At 51.8% G+C, this 19,346-nt stretch carries 12 protein-coding genes; 1 reads left to right on the top strand and 11 read right to left on the bottom strand.

Annotated elements, in window-relative coordinates:
- From ABD892_RS01925 to ABD892_RS01880, 10 genes are all read right to left on the bottom strand, one after another.
- The coding region (locus tag ABD892_RS01925; RefSeq protein ID WP_425559148.1) for an Ig-like domain-containing protein at positions 1-6,917 on the bottom strand (6,917 nt) is incomplete at its 3' end.
- A gap of 944 nt (positions 6,918-7,861) precedes the next feature.
- The gene (locus tag ABD892_RS01920; protein WP_345193249.1) at positions 7,862-10,147 is read right to left on the bottom strand and encodes a type I secretion C-terminal target domain-containing protein; all 2,286 of its coding nucleotides are present in this window, start codon (positions 10,145-10,147) and stop codon (positions 7,862-7,864) included.
- A 201-nt stretch (positions 10,148-10,348) separates the two neighbouring features.
- The gene (locus ABD892_RS01915) at positions 10,349-10,546 is read right to left on the bottom strand and encodes a hypothetical protein (RefSeq protein WP_345193247.1); all 198 of its coding nucleotides are present in this window, start codon (positions 10,544-10,546) and stop codon (positions 10,349-10,351) included.
- A 260-nt stretch (positions 10,547-10,806) separates the two neighbouring features.
- A complete protein-coding gene (locus ABD892_RS01910; RefSeq protein ID WP_345193246.1) occupies positions 10,807-11,688 on the bottom strand; it encodes a ChaN family lipoprotein in 882 nt (293 codons plus the stop codon).
- Between the two features lie 82 nt (positions 11,689-11,770).
- The gene (locus tag ABD892_RS01905) at positions 11,771-12,550 is read right to left on the bottom strand and encodes a heme ABC transporter ATP-binding protein (protein WP_345193244.1); all 780 of its coding nucleotides are present in this window, start codon (positions 12,548-12,550) and stop codon (positions 11,771-11,773) included.
- Between the two features lie 2 nt (positions 12,551-12,552).
- Complete coding sequence (locus tag ABD892_RS01900; RefSeq protein WP_345193242.1) at positions 12,553-13,599, bottom strand: FecCD family ABC transporter permease; 1,047 nt, start codon at positions 13,597-13,599, stop codon at positions 12,553-12,555.
- A gap of 272 nt (positions 13,600-13,871) precedes the next feature.
- On the bottom strand, positions 13,872-14,741 hold the full coding sequence (locus tag ABD892_RS01895) for a heme/hemin ABC transporter substrate-binding protein (protein ID WP_345193240.1): 870 nt from the start codon (positions 14,739-14,741) through the stop codon (positions 13,872-13,874).
- A 2-nt stretch (positions 14,742-14,743) separates the two neighbouring features.
- Positions 14,744-15,166, bottom strand: coding sequence for an ExbD/TolR family protein (locus ABD892_RS01890; protein ID WP_345193238.1), 423 nt, complete (start codon positions 15,164-15,166; stop codon positions 14,744-14,746).
- Positions 15,163-15,846: a MotA/TolQ/ExbB proton channel family protein gene (locus ABD892_RS01885; RefSeq protein ID WP_345193235.1), complete on the bottom strand. Its 684-nt coding sequence runs from the start codon at positions 15,844-15,846 to the stop codon at positions 15,163-15,165. The genes ABD892_RS01890 and ABD892_RS01885 overlap by 4 nt, the downstream gene beginning before the upstream one ends.
- 77 nt (positions 15,847-15,923) lie before the next feature.
- Positions 15,924-16,688: an energy transducer TonB gene (locus tag ABD892_RS01880; RefSeq protein ID WP_345193233.1), complete on the bottom strand. Its 765-nt coding sequence runs from the start codon at positions 16,686-16,688 to the stop codon at positions 15,924-15,926.
- A 218-nt stretch (positions 16,689-16,906) separates the two neighbouring features.
- On the opposite strand from ABD892_RS01880, the gene ABD892_RS01875 reads away from it, so the two are divergent.
- Positions 16,907-19,108 (top strand): TonB-dependent hemoglobin/transferrin/lactoferrin family receptor, encoded by a 2,202-nt coding sequence (locus ABD892_RS01875; protein WP_345193231.1) that lies wholly within the window; start codon positions 16,907-16,909, stop codon positions 19,106-19,108.
- A 31-nt stretch (positions 19,109-19,139) separates the two neighbouring features.
- Here ABD892_RS01875 and ABD892_RS01870 read toward each other — a convergent pair.
- A partial coding sequence (locus tag ABD892_RS01870) for a hypothetical protein (protein WP_345193229.1) occupies positions 19,140-19,346 on the bottom strand: 207 nt, incomplete at its 5' end.

Raw genomic sequence — 19,346 nt, 5'->3', positions numbered from 1 at the left:
TCCACCGCTTCATAGGTAAACGTAACCTGACGGGTTTCTCCCGCGGCCAGGTCCTGGAAATCACTGCCCGGGCTGAAGCTGAAAGTACCGTCGTTGTTGTTGGTTACTGAGCCTTCATCCGGCTGGGTCAAAATATTGAAGGTGTGGGTATCACTCTGGTTCTCATCGGTAACCCGGAAATTCCCGGATATCGCAGAACCATCTTCAACCGGCGTATCCAACCCCACGGCTTCAGCTACAGGCTGACTGTTACTCCCCGTGATAGTGATAACGGCTGTCCCCGTAGCGGGTAACCCACCATCATCACTCATATTGTACGTCACCGTTACAGTGGCCGTTTCACCGGCTGATAGATAATCGAAGTCACTGCCTGTCACATACTTCAGCTGATTATTTTCGATCGATACCGTGCCACCATTTAAGACGCGACTACCGTCAGAATCGCTGATCGACGTAATATAGACGCTGTCCAAAGAAAAATTAGCTGTACTGTCATCACTGTCTACATCGGTATCATTTGCCAATACATCTATTGTTAGCGTGTAATTGATAGCGACAGTACCGCTATCAGCTACAGCAACAGGCGCATCATTGGTGCCTGTCACGGTGATGGTGACCGTAGCGGGTTCACTGGTGTTATTAGCAGTGCCTGAGTCGTCTACCGCTTCGTAAGTAAACGTAACCTGACGGGTTTCTCCTGCGGCCAGGTCCTGGAAGTCACTGCCCGGATTAAAGCTGAAGGTACCGTCGTTGTTGTTAGTAACAGTACCTTCGCTGGGCTGGGTCAGGATATTGAAGGTNCCCGTGATCGTAATCGTGACCGTGGCCGGCTCACTGGTGTCGTTAGCCGTACCGGAATCGTCCACCGCTTCGTAGGTAAACGTAACCTGACGGGTTTCTCCCGCAGCCAGGTCCTGGAAGTCGCTGCCCGGGTTGAAGCTGAACGTGCCGTCACCGTTATTGATGACCGATCCTTCGTCCGGCTGGGTCAGGATGTTGAAGGTGTGGGTATCGGTGGTATCCGCATCCGTGGCTCCGAAGTTGCCCGTGACCGCTGCGCCATCTTCCGTGGCACTGATACTCTCAACCTCAGCGGTGGGTTTGTCGTTGGTACCCGTGATGGTAATCGTGACCGTGGCCGGCTCACTGGTGTCGGTTGCCGTTCCGGAATCATCCACCGCTTCGTAGGTAAACGTAACCTGACGGGTTTCTCCCGCGGCCAGGTCCTGGAAGTCACTGCCCGGGCTGAAGCTGAACGTGCCATCACCGTTATTAGTGACTGAGCCTTCACTTGGCTGGGTCAGGATATTGAAGGTGTGGGTATCGGTTGTGTCCGCATCCGCGGCGCCGAAGTTGCCCGTGACCGCTGCGCCATCTTCCGTGGCACTGATACTCTCAACCTCAGCGGTGGGTTTATCGTTAGTACCCGTGATCGTAATGGTGACAGTTGCCGGCTCACTGGTATCGTTGGCCGTACCGGAATCGTCCACCGCTTCGTAGGTAAACGTAACCTGACGGGTTTCTCCTGCGGCCAGATCCTGGAAGTCACTGCCCGGATTAAAGCTGAAGGTACCGTCGTTGTTGTTAGTAACAGTACCTTCGCTGGGCTGGGTCAGGATATTGAAGGTGTGGGTGTCAGTGGTATCCGCGTCCGTAGCACCGAAGTTGCCCGTGACCGCTGCACCATCTTCCGTAGCACTGATGCTCTTAACTTCAGATGTTGGTTTGTCGTTGGTACCCGTGATCGTAATCGTGACCGTGGCCGGCTCACTGGTGTCGTTGGCCGTTCCGGAATCATCCACTGCTTCATAGGTAAACGTAACCTGACGGGTTTCTCCCGCTGCCAGATCCTGGAAGTCGCTGCCCGGATTGAAGCTGAACGTGCCGTCACCGTTATTGATGACCGATCCTTCGTCCGGCTGGGTCAGGATATTGAAGGTGTGGATATCGGTGGTATCCGCATCCGAGGCACCAAAGCTGCCCGTGACCGCTGCACCATCTTCCGTGGCACTGATACTCTTAACTTCAGCCGTCGGTTTGTCGTTAGTCCCTGTAACCGTAATCGTTGCAGTTGATTCAGAGCTGGCGCCTTCATCATCCTCAACGACATAACGAACTGTTATGGTTGCTGTTTCCCCGAGGGCTAACGCGTTGAAATCATTACCCGGATCAAATTGGAGCTGGTTATTGATGACAGTAGCCGTACCCTGTCCCGTAACCGGATCACCCGAATCATTGATAATCTCAGCATTTCGGAGCTGCAGATTCTCTGCATTATCGCTATGGTCCGGATCCCTATCGTTGGCAACAACGTCAATGGTAAGCACATCATGCTCAGTACCTACTGAGTCTGTATTGGTGCCTTCATACAACTGGAACTCATCCAGCCCCGTATAGCTGTCACCATTGTTATCAGTAATATCAATCTTGAAGAAACGGAATTCTGCCGGTGCAGACAGCGTGAACTGCTTCGTTTCCCTGGGCGACCAGTCTGTCACCGCAGAACGGCTGTCAATCACAGTGAACGTGACACCGTCATTACTGCCTAGAAGTTGCCATTCTGATGGTTCCCTGCCTATCGTCTGTGCAATCCCTTTCATTGAGTACTGCAAAATACTCGTTGTTTCAGGTAACTCAACCTGCAACCAGCCCGAACTGCCTTGCGTTGCCCAGGAGTTAACGTTGTTTGTCTCAGACGCATTAACCTGATCAAACGCCTGATATGCGGCAAAGTTGTCACTCAGTTGACCACTGGCGGTAATGGTGTATCCCTGCTCGTTGCCAGACTGGAGAACAGGAATGAAACCATCCTCACTAAGCGGACTATCGGCCCTGGCAACAGGCGCATCATTGGTACCGGTAACGGTAATCGTAACGGTTGACTCCGAGAGAGCGCCTTCATCATCAGCCATGACATAGCGAACGGTCACCGTTGCCGTTTCGCCCGTTGCCAAGACATCAAAATCACTCCCGGGGTCAAACCGCAACTCATTATTGACGACACTGACACTGCCTTGTCCGGCTAATGTATTGCCCTCCCCATCAACAACACGCGCACTGTTGAGTGAGAAATTAGCCGGTGTATCGGAATGATCGATATCCGTATCATTCGCCAGAACATCAATCATCAGCACTTCATTTTCATGCCCGCCACTGATGTCAGCTGTCGCCTCCGGTGTGCTATTGGTTCCCGTTACAGTGATAGTTGCGATTGCCTGTGACCGTTCACCGGCACTATCAGTAATGTCGTATTGAACGCTGACTGTCGCCGTTTCACCTGATGCAAGATAAGAAAAGTCACTGTCAGGATTGAACTGCAGTTGATTGTTCACAATCGTGACACTGCCATGTCCTGTTAACGGGTCACCATTGCTATCAATGATGGCGACGCGCTCCAGCGTCAGGGAATCATTTCGATCTGGATCACTATCATTGGCAACGACATCCAGTGACAGCAGGTTATCTTCAGAAACACTGCCACTGTCCGCAACTGCCACAGGACCATCATTACTCCCCGTCACCGTGATGGTTAATGAACCTTGATCGGTTGCACCATGATTGTCCTGCACCTGGTAGTTAACAGTGACAGTTGCCTGCTCGCCATCGGCAAGGAAATCAAAATCTGTTCCGGGGTCAAATCTGATACTGTTACCGACCTGACTGACTGACGCACTGGATAACGTAATGGCGGTACTCTGCTGATCAACAGCACTGACAATACTGGTGCTTCCACTCTTTAGACTCAGTGTGTCGGCGCTATCGATATCACTGTCATTGCCAATAACATCAACCGTGACACTGCTGTTTTCTGTTGTCTGCCCCGTGTCAACAACAGCGGTAGGCCCATCATTTGCGCCTGTGACGGTCACTGTCACCGTACCAATATTACTGGCAGCGTTACCTTCCCCAGAACTGTCTATCGCTTCATAGGTAAAGGTGACCTGACTGGTTTCACCCAGCGACAGATCCTGAAAATCGTTGCCGGGATCAAAACGGAAGGTGCCATCATGGTTATTGATGACCGCCCCTTCCTGAGGACTGGTCAACAGGTTAAAAGTATGGGTATCAGAGACATCAAGATCTGTGGCACTGAAATGACCTGTGACGGATCCATTGTCTTCTACGGCCGTCGTAACAGACACAGCTTCTGCGACGGGCTGGTCATTAGTGCCCTTAACGACGATACGCGCGGTGGATTCTGATGTCATTCCATCACTGTCAGACATGACATAGCGCACGGTAACCACCGCTGACTCGCCCGCTGCCAGTGCATTAAAATCATTACCCGGATCAAACTGCAGCTGGTTGTTGACGACTGTCACGGCCCCCTGGCCTGCGACAGGATTACCATCACTATCAACAGTCTCAACGGTGTTCAGGGTAAACGAGCTCGATCCACTGTTATTATCAGGATCAATGTCATTGGCCAGCACATCGACGGTCAGCACATCATGTTCTGTGCCAACAGACTCCGTATTCGTCCCTTCATATAATTGGAACGCATCCAGCCCGGTATAACTGTCACCATTGTTATCGGTAATATCGAGCCGGAAATAGCGATACTCCGCGGGCTCAGACAACGTATAGGTACGCGTTTCTCTCGACGCCCAGCCTGTTTGAGTGGTTTGAGTGTCAACAACGACAAAATTGACACCATCATTACTGGCCAGTAACTGCCATTCAGAAGGTTCCCTTCCCAAAGTTAGTGCAATGCCCGTAAGAGAATACTGCATGACACTGTGAGCCTCTGGCAGCTCCACCTGCAACCAACCCGAATTGCCTGTCGTTGCCCAGGAATTCGAGTTATTGACAGCGGACGCGTCAACATTATCCATCGCTTTCCAGGCAGAAAAATGACTGGAAACCTCGCCACTGCTTGTCACCTGAATGCCTTGGTCACTAGAAGATGTCAGTGACGGAATCAGCCCTTCTTCGCTGATCGGATAGTCTGCTTTCGCTACAGGGGCATCGTTCGTGCCTGTAACCGTGATTGTGACTGTAGACTCGGCGCTGGCTCCCTCATCATCTGACATTACATAACGAACTGTGACCGTTGCCGTTTCACCGGCCGCCAGATGGTTGAAATCATTGCCGGGATTGAATTCGAGCTGATTATTCAGGATCCGCACACTGCCGTTGCCAGCAAGCGGATCACCATTGTTATCAACAACCTGCACGGCATCTAATGAAAAATTGCCAGCATTGTCGTTATGATCAGAATCGCTGTCATTCGCCAATACATTGAGCAGCAAGGTTTCATGCTCATGTCCTGCACCGGTATCAATACTGGCAACAGGAGCATCATTGGTACCCGTGACAATAACTGTGACAGTAGCTGCTTCACTGCGCTGGTTTACGCTGGAAGAGTCATCAACTGCCTCGTATGTAAACGTTACTTGTCGTGTTTCTCCAGAGGCTAAGTCATCAAAAGCACCATCCGGATCAAAGCTGTAAGTACCATCGTTATTATTAGTGACTATTCCCTGTGCAGGCTGCTCCAACAGGTTAAATGTGACTGTATCGGATGTATCCCAATCCAGGGCAGAGAACCGGCCAGAGACTGTTGGGCTGACAGCCGCTCCCTGTGTCAAAGAAAGATCATTCGCAACGGGCCTGTCATTTGTTCCCGTAACGGTAACGGTAACGGTAACCGTAGCAGGCTCACTGGCAGCATTTTCCGCACCCGAACTATCTACCGCCGCATACGTAAATGTCACCTGCCGGGTTTCACCCGCAGCCAGATCCTGGAAATCAGAACCCGGGTTAAAACTGAAGGTACCGTCGTTATTATTGACGACCTGACCTTCCAGCGGTTGCGTCAGGACAGTAAAGGTATGCGTATCGTGGATATCTTCATCGCTGACACGAAAACTGCCTGTCACAGCTGCGCTGTCTTCAACGGCGTTGGTGATTGCAACAACCTGCGCTTCCGGCTGGTCATTGGTACCCGTCACTGTTAATACGACCGTCGCCGGTGCACTGCGCGCGTTGGCCGTGCCTGAATCATCCACCGCTTCGTAAGTAAACGTCACCTGTCTTTCTTCACCAAACGACAGATCCGTGAAATCTGTCCCGGGATCAAAACTGAAGGTTCCGTCATGATTATTGATCACGGTACCCTGAGAAGGCTGGCTCAGGATATTGAAACTGTGCCTGTCGGTTGTATCCGCATCGGTCACCTTGAATTGCCCGGCAACCATCGCACTGTTTTCAGCGGGCAGACTAACATTCACCACTTCCGCAACCGGTCGGTCATTGGTACCGGTCACCGTCAGTGTCACCGTGGCAGGTGCAGCACTGGGTGCACCGGTCTCATCCACTGCCTCGTATGTAAACGTTACTTGCCGTGTTTCGCCTTCAGCCAGATCCCTGAAATCATCCCCCGGCTCAAAGCTGAACGTACCATCATGGTTGTTAGTCACATGACCTTCATCAGGCTCACGAAGCAGTCGGTAGTGGTAGGGATTAGTATCAAACTCTTCGACAGCAGAAAAAGCACCAACAATAGCCGACTGATCATCAAACGCATCCAGCTGTATATCTTCTGCCCGTGCGGTTTCTTTTACGCCCGTGATAGTCAGTGACAGAATGCCATCGTCTGTTTCAGACTGCATGGCATTGTCCTGAACCGTATAACTGATTTGTACTCTGGCGGTTTCCCCAATCGTGAGAAAATCAAAATCCTGCCCGGGATCAAATTCAATGCGATTGCCTGTCTGGATAATCCGCGCAGTATCCAGAGAAATGGTATTGCCATCACCATCACGGGCAGACAATAGCGTGACAGATCCAGGCTGAATGGTTAGCTGGTCATTACTGTTCTGATCGGTGTCATTGGCAACAACATCAACCGCGAAAATGCTGTTTTCACTCAGCGTGCCGAAATCATCCACAGCCACCGGTGCATGATTAACCATGACCGTATTCTTTGTGACGGGTTCTTCATCAGGCTCCTGATCACCATTATCATTGATGCCAATGTCATCAATTTCCACCAAAAGAGCAGTCATTCGCTCTTCTTCTTTCTGACTTTCTTCTTCTCGGTTAGCCTCAATATCGATGTCATCAAGAGGGGTTTCAGCATCCTCTGGCAATAGCAGGGGATCAGGCAGTGCCAAAGGATCCGGTAACAGGATCGTCTCTGATAGCTGGCTGCTGCTTAAGGGACTATCCTTCCGCCCCTGCTCAGATAACGCGCCGCTCCGCTGAGGTTCTTGTCCCACGGCAGGAGGATTTGCACCAGGTTCAGATCGGTAGACCCAGTTGTCCTGATGATTTTGAAAGCCCGATTCCGGATACCCCATGGCCGCCTGCTGCTCTTCATGTCGCAGTACCTTCTGCATCTCCGGGTTATCCACGGGAACCTGAGGTTCTGAACTCCCAGGCAGAGCTGGTTGCTCCACGCCTCCAGACGGCAGATCGTTAACGGAGGGGAGAGCCTCCGGCCCTGCAGAGCGTGATCCCGACTGCCCATCTCCAGGCCCTGTCGATGCCTGCAACTCATCGCCCGGCTTTTTTTCAGCCTGACGATCAACCTTCTCAGAATCACCACCGGGGGAATTGGGATCTGGTGTATCCCCGGTATTCTTTGATGGTTCATCCACCATAACAACTCCTTGTTATCGAAATAAGCATTTCGACCTTTATTTCCTTAGTAACGGTTTAACCCCGAATACTCTCGGGCAAACCTGTAAAGACCATCTCTAATTTTAGTTTTCTTGATAAAGCCAATTTAAAAATATTCAACATGACTCTCAAAATCAACAGCCCAAACAAACATAAAACCCTTCCAATAAAAAAGTGGCAACCATAATCACAAACAAATAACCATTGGAATGGAAAGTCATACTTTATTTAAAAATCAATGGTCAATATTCAAATTACCGTTGTTCAATAAATTATTAATAATCTCGGATTCAGAGCCTAGCGACGAAAGATCGACACCATCCAAAACGATTTTCTGGACCGTTTGCCCATTCGCCCGATCCTTCACTGATATTTCCGTATTCCCATTGACCGTGGCCAGATCCAGGTAGGCATCAATGGTTTCAGCCGACTCGCCAATGAGCATATCACTGAGATCCAGCACATCACCCTCGGACAGGCTGAAATTCCGGATCGTATCCACCGTCGGTATCGAGGTTTCGGTTTGATCTCCCTGCTCAAAAACAAAGGTATCCGCACCGGCACCACCCAGCATGGTGTCGTTGCCAAAACCACCATAAAGGATGTCGTCTCCGGCATCCCCTACCAGGATATCGTTATTTCTCGCCCCCCGAAGAATATCGTCATCTGCAGTGCCTGTGACAGTCGGATCCTCAATTTGTACAGAGGTATCATCCACAACAACGCCGCGTCCGTTACCTCCATGCGTGAACCGGATACTTCTGAGTCCTTCACCATAATCCCGCAAAGTATGCTGGACAGTATTCCAGCTCCACGTCGCCCATACACTTGATGATTGCCAACTATGAATCACACTCCCGTATTCATCTAACAATTCAACCTGCATCTGGTATCGGGCAGAATAAGCACTACTGGTGGAGACAAACCAGTCCTGAACCGTAATATCTGGCGCTGTATCCAGATACTCAGCACTGTACCCTTTGTTCAGCAGGTTAATCGTCTGGGACTTGCTGGCAACGCCATTGCCCTGCCACTGACCGGTAATACTATCGTGTCCCCCGAACGGCAACGTTGTCCACGAGCCTTCACGATCCCAGTGACTCATCCGCCAGTCAGCACCACTAGGATCGGTCAGCAGGTTATCCGACATCCACTGGCGGTTCTGCACGGCGATGTCAAATGTCTGCTGTTCGCTGGAAGCGCTGCCGTCACTCACGGTAAATTCAAAGCTGGCACTTCGATCACTACTGACCAACGGCGCTGTATAGAGAAGTTTTCCAATATCACTGGCCTGAATCACCTGATTCACATAGACCGATACACCGTCATAGGTAAGCGTTCCTGTCGCCGGCAATGACTTAATGGTTATGGCCTGCAGGGTATCCCCGTCATCCGCATCACTGAAGCCAAAATCATCCACGGTAAACTGATGGCTAGCGCTTTCCGTCATTGCCAGGGTTCTGGCGTCAGCCTCCGGGTCATCACTCTGGGCAGTCACCTGAATCTTGAGTGTGGCAGGAGCGCTGACCTGGCTGCCATCGCTGATGGTATAGCGGATGCTGGCGTAGTCATCCCCATGAGCATTTGCTGGCGGAATAAATACAAGGTCACCGACAGACGATGCAGGAATTGCCTGATCAGCCTGAACAATTTCACCGTCAAGAACCAGGATACCCCGTGCCGGTAACTGGGAAATTCTGACCGTATATTCCGTGCCGATGCTCTCCGCGCCTAGTCCAAAGTCGTTGGGCGCAAAAAAGTATCGACCATCCTCCCCAAGGCTGATGCTTTTGCTGAGGGTCTGTAATGCACGCTCGACAGCACTCTGTGATAAGGGGGCATCTTCCTCTTGGAACAAGCTCTGTGACTGAAAATTGTCACCCGGATTTTCCTCTTCCTGTTCATACTCATGTGTCTTTATGCCAATGGCGTCAATCTCATCCAGCAACGCCTGCACCCGCTTATTTTCTTCCCTGTTTTCCGTATGGCGGCTTTCAACCGTGTGATCAGCGGTCAAGCGGAGAACGGGGTCATCTTTGAAATCCCGTATTTCTGTCTGTTCATCATGCTCCGGAAGCATCAGTGTTTCTGACTTTTTATACCAGTCAGTCCCCGCACGTTGCTCAGACAACAATGCCTTCTGATCGCCCCGGTTTTCAACGTCGTCATAATGCCGATCCTGTTTCTCAGGGAAGGGGTCTTCCTGCCACTCGGCCACCTCTGTCTCAGCATATGGGATAGCTGAAAGAAGCTCATCTTCCTTGTATTTTTCTGATGCAGGAACAGCATCAGCGGCTGGAAAAGGTCCATCAGGCAGGGACTCTGGCTGCGGCTCTGAGCCTGCCGCCGGACCTGCCGCAGGTTGCTCCATGGCGGTAGCCGGCGCAGAATGCGGGTCAGCAATCGACGCCTGAAGCTCATCACCTTTCAGGTTTGTTTGCCTGTCAACCATCTCAGAATTACTGCCCGGTTGCGTTGCCGCCTGCAACTGACCGGAATCCCTTGAGGGTTCATCCACCATGAAAATATCCTTGTAAGAATATAATTTTTATCGCGATTAGAAATATTATTAAAAACAACGTATCAACATAAATAATGCAGCCAACCTTTATAATTTTAGATTCATTGAGGCACCTACCGAGAATACAAGTGGCATAAACGTCAACAAAAATATGATGTAAAAATGTAAATACATCATATTGTATTTATTAGAAGGCTGGCATTAGCGAATCAACCAGAAAACAAGAAGAAACAACCCCGGCGCAAAAAAACCAAGCAATGCTCCCGATTCACGATCCCCCCATCGTTTTTCTGAAAATTCTCCCATCCAGTAACACAACGCTATCCACCCAATAATACCGGCTATTACGAAAAACCAGCCAACGGGACTGAGTCCTGAAAGAAGTGCCATCAGATCCACGTTATATACTCCCCTGATTGGATCATTGTTCGCATTCCATTATGGCAAAACAATGAGCAATAGAAGTCATGGATGACGGTCTATCTGAAAAATAATCATACTACCACCACTGATGGTATTTTTTAGACGGGGAAACCTTATATTCGGAAATAACTAAAACATTGATTATTAATTATAGAAATATAAAAAATTATTTATTTTAAAGCATCAACCCAGAGCCATACCCGCCAATATGACTCTGAATCAGTGGATGACAGCACTTATTTCTTCATCAATTCACAAGGCGTTTTACGATCAACAGCCCCGGTGGACCAGACAATATCATAGGCATGGGTCTGTGCCTTCGCATCAGGCAGGTGATCATCCACAACTTCAATGAATCCGACACTGATGAGTCTGGCCTCAGGCCGGAGCTGATGCACATAGCGCGGTACCCCCACATCGTTGCGGGCATGAAACGCGCCAGCCAGCAGCACAACACCCTGCTCTCTCTGAATCATGCTCTCCGCCATGCGGGTATCCCTGGCCTGCTGGATACGGGTCATGGCATCCAGCATGGTATCGTCATCCATGCCACAATGTGATTCACGGATCTGTTCACGGATCGAAGCAATCGCGGCCTCATCAATCACATCTCTGGATGGCGCCACCTGCTCACGATAGATCGTCATCAATTCATCGCGATCCATATTGGCTGAACGCACGGGAACCTGATTGGCAATCGCCCAGGCAACGATGGGGCCATAGAAATCCCAGTTCCAGTTTTTATCCCACCCGATCGTATCCCGCAGTTCTTCAGACAACGTCAGTTTTCTGGCATACGCTTTGTCCATACCTGCCTGCTGACCGGGACGCAGCATTTCAAGGCTCAACTGCTTCAGCCATCCCGCCTGATATAAGGCCTGAAGCACTTCCAATTGATAGGAATGATGCTCAGCATTGTCATGGCGCTCACCAAGAATCACATAATCTGATGCTTCCAATGTTGATAACAGTTGGGTTGTCGTCAGAGGGTTGCCGGTAGTCACAACCTCAATAGACCGTGATGCCTGGGGTTCCTCGGCAGAGAAAACACTGCAGCCAGACAGCGCCAGAACCAGCAACACCACGACAGGGCGTCTTAATAAGTGGGTCACCTTCATCAACGGTTTCCTTCTGACACACCATCAGGCACCCATAAAGGGTGAGCTCTTCCCCGAAAATCCAACGTCTCAGGCAGTAGCACTATTCCGCCACCACCAGCGGATAACCATGCACCGGATGCGCCATAATCATGGCCCGGATATCGAATACCGACTGAATGGTTTCCCGGGTCAGCACTTCTGCCGGGCAGCCATCCGCACATTTTTTACCATTTTTCAGAATGACAATCCGATCCGCATACTGGGCAGCAAGATTCAGGTCATGCAGGATCACGATAACACCCACGCCCTGGCTGGCAAACGCACGGGCGACAGCTAACGTCTGATGCTGATGCCGTGGATCCAGCGCAGAGGTTGGTTCATCCAGCAGTAATACCCTGTTCCCGACCAGTGGCGGTTCCCAGATCTGGGCCAACACCCTCGCCAGATGGACACGTTGCTTCTCGCCACCTGACAAGTGGGTGTAACTGCGGTTCGCAAGGTGCAGGGCATCCACTTCCAACAGCGCCCGTCGACAAATATCCTGATTATGCTCCCGGCTGCTGGCATGAGGGGTCCGCCCCATTTGCACCACTTCATTCACCGTGAAGGAGAAGCTCAGGGATGACGACTGAGGTAATATCGCCATCTGTAGCGCGCACTCTAACGGCGCCCAGTCGGATACCGGTTTTTCACCCAGAAGCACTCGGCCACTGGCTGACGGATATTCATTCGTAATGGCACGGAACAACGTACTTTTCCCTGCACCATTGGGGCCAAGCACCGCAACCACTTCACCGGCACTGAGATTCAATGAAACATCGGACAATAAATCCCGGGAGCCCCGCCTGACGGTAACGCTATCAATATTTAAACAGATCATCTTCAGCCGATCCTGTTGCGTTGCTGCCAGAGGAGGGAAATAAAGAAGGGCGCACCCAACAATGCCGTGACAATACCAATCGGTAACTCCGCCGGGGTAATCACGATACGGGCAATAATGTCAGCCACCAGCAGAATCATCGCACCCAGCAGGCAAGAAGAAGGAAGCAGCCAGCGATGGTCGGGGCCAATAGAGAGTCTCACTAGGTGAGGCACCACCAGCCCAACAAATCCGATCATACCGGCCACAGCGACAGCAACCCCCACGCCCAGCGCGGTAATCAGGATCAGTTGCAACTTGAGTTTCTGTACATCCTGCCCCAGATGCCGGGCTTCAGATTCCCCCAGTAACAGGGCATTCAAACCGCGCGCCTTACTGATCAGTAACAACTGCAGGGGAATGAGGCAGGACGCTGCCATGATAATGGTCTGCCAGTTGCCGCTGGCCAGGCTGCCCATCTGCCAGAAGGTCATGTTGCGCAGCATGGTATCGTCAGCCACATAATTCATCAGGCCAATACCCGCGCCACTCAGGGCGCTGACGGCAATGCCCGCCAATAGCATGGTCGCCACGGAGGTTCCCTGGTTGGTCGTACCAATACGATAGACCAGCAAGGTTGATGTGAATCCACCGACAAACGCGGCGACAGATACGGTATATGCCTGGAATAACTCTGTCACGGAAACCAGCCAGGTGCCGCCCAGAACAATACCCAGCCCAGCACCCAGGGCCGCACCACTGGAAACACCGATAATACTGGGATCGGCCAGCGCATTCCTGAACAGCCCCTGCATGGCGGCGCCGCAGGCTGCGAGGCTGCTGCCAACCAGAACGCCGAGTAGTGTCCGGGGAAGACGAATCGCCTCAACAATTAACTGTTGCTGTCGATCGGGTTCAGCAGAAATAATCCCCAACCGGTACATCAGAATATCCACGGTATCCGCCAGTGATACCGGAATCGGTCCCGTACCAATAGACAGCAGCATAACCAGAGGTAAAAGTATCAGCAGTCCCGTAAAAAAAAGACGGGCCTTTTTTTCTCTATCCATTGCGTAAAACAATTCTCAAACAACCCGGCCGGTAAACAGCGCAGCCATGACGACATTCCGACGGGCGATACCCTGCTGTCCGTTCCGGAGACAAGGGTGATGCCCTGCCTTCCTGTCAGCATTCAGTATCAGGTGACTGAAGAGGAACCCAGTATAGATGCGCGCGCTGATATTCCTGACGCTTTTAACACGCGATTTACACAATACTTACAGAAGCCATCACGATGATGCCGGAATACCTCATACATGGCACGCGCTCGCAACAATCATGGTCAGCTTTCTGGATAAAACTCAGTGGCCAGCGCAAGCGCAGCCTCACCCACGCGAGGCCCCAGTCCGCCGACCAGTAACGTGCCATCCACAGGGACAAAACGCTTATTGGTACCCGCAGGCGTCATGGCGAGTCCGGGCTGCATGGCCAGTATTCTGGATTCATCGGGCGCTTCAGGAGAGGACTGGGTGATCAGAATGAGATCCGGACGCATCGATAAAATGGCTTCATCGGATACCTGGCGGAAGCGCTCAAAATGGCTGGCAGCCACATTGGTTCCCCCGGCCAGTTGAATCAGCGTATCTGCGGTCGTTTCAGCACCCGCCACCATGGGCGTGCCATTATGCGATAGGAACAACAACACCCGGGGCTTCTCGCCCCTGAACCTGGCTTTGGCTGCATCAATGTCCTGCTGGATTTTGGCTTGCAGCTGACTGCCCTCTTGGGATTTGTTCAACAGTTCAGCCGTTGTTTCAATCCGCTGGTACAGATTCTCTAGCGAGGCATCCGTGGTCAGGATATCCACTGTTACCGCGGTCGCCTGCAACTGCTTGATCACTGGCGGGGGGCCCATCTCATCAGAGCCAATCACCCGGTCCGGTCGCAGAGACAATACGCCCTCTGTCGACAGCGCTCGGTGGTAACCCACTTTGGGTAATTCATGTACGGCTGCCGGCTGCTGGCTCGTGACATCCACGGCGACAACCTGCTCTCCGGCACCCAGGGCGTAGACCAGTTCCGTCACACTACTGCCGACCGTGACAATGCGCGGCGTTTCTGCAGCCTGTGCAACCGTCATCATTGCCAGACTGATCGCGGCGGTAACTGACCTGAGGGGCTTCAACCACTGGGACTTCCGAAGCGTATCCATGATTACTGTGCATCCTCCATCTGAATCTGTGCAGCCGTCATATTGTTTTGTTGCAGGAATGCCAATAGCTGAACCAGGCGCTCCATCGGTACATTGCGATCGCCGGCAATCATCAGCGGCCGCTCCGGTTGACTGGCGACACGCTGTTTCAAGTCCGAGGCAAACGCATCCCAATCAGAAAAACGCTGACCATTGATCGCCCAGCCTTCATCCCCGGGCATCAGGTTGACGGCGAGCGTATCCGGTTCCTGAAGGGTGACCGCCGCTTCAGCACCCGCGGCGGGCAGATCCACCTTCAGCACATTGGGCGCGACATTTGCGGTAAACATCAGGAACACCATGACAATGAAGATGACGTCCAGCAGGGGCGTCAAGTCAGGCAACAGCGAACCCTGGGGTTCATCATTATGGGAAATGCTGATCATGCCGCCCGTTCCCGAAAGGCCACCACCCGACCATCATCGCTCATGCCGTTTTCCGTCATGTTGACGCCTTCCAGCAGCAGGTTGACGTGGTTCAGAACAAATTCGAGCCGACCAATATAGTGGTTAGACCACAGCGTGAAGCCATGACTGGCCGCCAAGGAGGGGATCGCTATGATCAAACCAAAGGCCGTCGTGTACATGGCGACCCAGAGACCATCCGCCAGCACCGCCGGTGTGACAGGACCGGTACTCATAGCCATGCCCTGGAACATTTCAATCATCCCGATCACCGTACCCAACAAGCCAATCATCGGGCTCAACACACCGATCAACATCAGGAAACGCAGCCAGGCCTGCAGGCGCTGACGCTGACGCAGCAGCCAGAGACCGGCCACTTCCTCGCGCACCGTTTTTCCGCTGCCGGCATGACTTAGCAATACCGCCACGCCCTTGCTCAAACAATGCCCCTGAGTGCACAGGTTGGCGCACAGATCATTCTGACGATTCTCGGCCCGATGTTGCTGGACATTCTCCATCATGGCGCGCACACGACGCTGACTAAGCGACGGTAACATCAGGTAGGTGAGCGTCCGCTCAAGGATAAACGCAAGTGACAGGCAGGAAAGTACGATCAGTGGCCAGCTAACGGGCCCCAAACGTGAGAGATATTCTTGCCACATAATGAATTACCTGTATCTAACAAACTCAAAAAACGGTTTTGGTACAAAACGAATAATGTGGATAGTGAATAAAAGGCCTATCCACGCCGTCCCTTAAGGGCAAACACAACGGGCATATGAACCCGTGACAACCGGGCAACCCCATCGCGACTGCCGGGCATAAACTCCAATTCCGCCACCCACTTCAGCGCGGCGCGATCCAGCAGGGCAAACCCGGAGGATTCCAACACCTTCAAATCCATGGTGTTGCCCTCTTCATCAACAATGGCTTCCACCAGCACCTTGCCTTCCTGGTTACGACGCTGGGCAGCCCGCGGATAGTTCAACGGATCCGGCGTACTGCGGAATATCGGATCAGTAACGACGACCATGTCATCCGACACACCGGTGTTCTCTGCTTCAAGAGTTGTGGTTTGTTCAGCAGCCAGTTGTTGCTCCCGGGCCACTTTCTGCTCAACCACTTCCGGCTTCTGCTCCGCGACGTCTACCGGTTCCTTCTTGGGCTCCGACTGCTTTACCGGCTCAGGTTTCGGCTCTGGCCGCTGCACAATGCGCGACTCTTCAACAATCTTTTTGGGTTTCGGTGGTTTGACCGGCTCAGGTTTAACCGGCGTTTCCTGCTGTACAACGGCGGGTTGCTGAACCGCTGCAAAACTGACGCTGACACTGACCGGCGCCGCCAGTGCGCCCAGCGAGGTATTCGCCTGCGCCTGCTTTTCCGGCAGGGTCAGCAGTAACGCAACATGCACACCCACCGACACCACCAGCATCAGCCAGACACTGGCCCTGCCACTGCTGTAAAAGCCCTCAATGGCTCGAGAGGTGAATGAAATCTGGTTCATGGATCGATCCTGCACCTGGCCGCTGATTACAGCGACCAGCCACATATAAAGCATTAAAAAAACTGGCGACATCATAACCAAAGCCTATAAGCGCGGCAACAAAAATACAAATGAGAATGATTTGCATTTTATACATGTCAACGATATAGTCCGCAGCACTCACGATAATTCACACAACATACAACCGACCTTTACGAGTTGCAGACACGGGGACAATCATGAAGTTCAAGCGCACCTTGCTGGCGACCGCCGTCATGATGGCAACAGCCACTCAGGCGATGGGGGAAGAAACGGTTCAAACGGGCAAGGCCTCAATGCTGGACCAGGTCACCGTCACTGCCACCCGGACAGAGAAGCAGCTGAAAGATGTGGCCGCCAGTGTCACCGTCATCGATAGCGAGCAGATTGAGAAAGAGATGGCGCGCAACATCAAGGATCTCATGCGTTATGAGCCAGGTGTCAACGTTGGCAACGACGGCCGTACCGGTAACAAGGGCTTTAATATTCGAGGCATGGATGGTAACCGTGTTAAAATCATGGTGGATGGCGTAGACCAGTCTCAGGCATTTTATCCTGGTGGCGACTACCTGCGCTCTCAACGTAACTTCGTTGATCTGGATTCCATCAAGGCTGTAGAAATTGTGAAGGGTCCCGCTTCAAGCCTTTATGGCAGTGATGCCATTGGCGGTCTTGTCGCATTCAAAACAAAAGATCCGGCCGACTACCTGAATCCAACCGGTGATGACAGCTACTTCTCTTTAAAGGGTGCCTATACAAGCGCAGATGAAGGTTTTGCTGAAACCATCACGGCCGCCAACCGTACCGGCGACCTTGAGACAATGATTATTTTTACCCGTCGGGATTACAAAGAGCTTGAAACCTATGGCGGCGCCGATATTTTTGGCTCAGGTCGCGGCGAAGCTGACCCACTGGATGGCTCACTCAGCAATGTATTGGCCAAGGCTCAGTATCAGCTAAACGATGATCATCGCATCGGCCTGATTACAGAGTATCGCAACCAGAAATCTGACATTGATGTTAAATCAATGAGCCCCGATGGTGTTACGGGCAAAGACAAGTACAAGCGTTCACGTGTCGGCATATTCCACGAATGGGACGCAGACGTCGCCTTGTTCGATAGCCTGCAATGGCAGCTGGATTGGCAGAAAACTGAAACAGACATGCAGACTCGCATGCCTACCTATACTGTCGTATTTCCTCCATCAATGGGAGGATCTAGAACCTACCCCAATCGTTTGCAAAAATACAATTACGAAGAAGACAGCTACCAGTTCAGCGCTCAGTTTGACAAGGCACTTGAAGTCAGCGGCCTAAGCCACAAGATCATTTATGGCCTTAATGCCCAGAAGACAGACTTCAAAAATACCAACGCCAGCCATAACCTGGATACCGGAGTTGCCACACCTGGCGACTATGTTCCCAAGGTCGATGCCACAAGATACGGCATCTTCCTGCAGGATGAAATTGCTGTCACGGATCGACTGACGGTTACGCCCGGCGTACGTTACGACACCTATAAATACAAGCCATCAACCACGACTGGCTTTACTACCGAAAACGAGAAAGCCGATGACAGCAAGTGGACAGTCAGGGTGGGCAGCGTTTACGAGCTGACAGAGCACCTCTCTGTATTTGGCCAGTTCAGCCAGGGCTTCAAGGCGCCAGATATCCATGACATGTATCACTCCGAGACAGGAACAGGTCGGGGCTACTCATTCTATGCCAACCCGGATCTCAAGCCAGAAGAAAGCAATTCGTTTGAACTTGGGCTACGTGGGGGCAATCACCTTGGCAGCTTCGAAGTTGCAGCCTTCCTGAATAAATACAAGAACTTTATTGAACAGGTTAATGTTGAAATTGACCCGGGCAATAACCCCATGGGTGAGTTCCAGAAACAAAACATCGCCAAGGCAAAAATAAAAGGCGTTGAAGCCCGGAGCCAACTCTGGCTGGACGAAGCCATCAACGCACCACTTGGCACCTCAATAAAAGCGTCCATCGCTTATGCGAAAGGAGAGGGCAAACAGGATGGTGAGAAGACCGAACCACTGAATAGCGTTTCACCCCTGAAGGCTGTGATAGGTCTGGCCTATGACGCCCCTTCAGAAACCTGGGGCTCTGAAGTCACCTGGACACTGTCGAAAGGTAAGAACAGCGACGACATCAGTGACAATGATGACCGTTCCGCCTATTCACCGTCAGGCTATGGCATTGTCGACCTGACAGCCTATTACAAGCCGGCTAAAGACCTGACCTTCCGTGCCGGCCTGTTTAACCTAACGGACAAGGAATACTCCCTCTGGGAAGATGTTCGTGATCGTGACGCAGACTACGCAGGCCTCGGTCGCTTCACCCAGCCAGGCCGTAACTTCGCCGTCAGCGCCAAGTGGGAATTCTAACCATTTCTCCGACAATCGTTTTTGCTGTTCGCTAACCGTTGCCGCCCAATTCGGGCGGCTTTTTTACCAAGTAAAATAGCCCACTATTAAGCATCACAAACAGCAATCCAAAAACAGACTCTTTATTCCTGATATTTGATAAATGCCTGTAAACGCCTAGGGGCTGTTGACGTTTCATTGAAAGCCTTGAACCAAGCCTGAAAATCCGCAGTATGTTGCTACCGCTCATGCTTTCATA

Source organism: Kistimonas scapharcae (genome assembly GCF_039540975.1).
In the GTDB taxonomy this organism is placed as follows: Bacteria; Pseudomonadota; Gammaproteobacteria; order Pseudomonadales; family Endozoicomonadaceae; genus Kistimonas; species Kistimonas scapharcae.
This window is presented reverse-complemented; position numbering and strand designations above follow the sequence as displayed.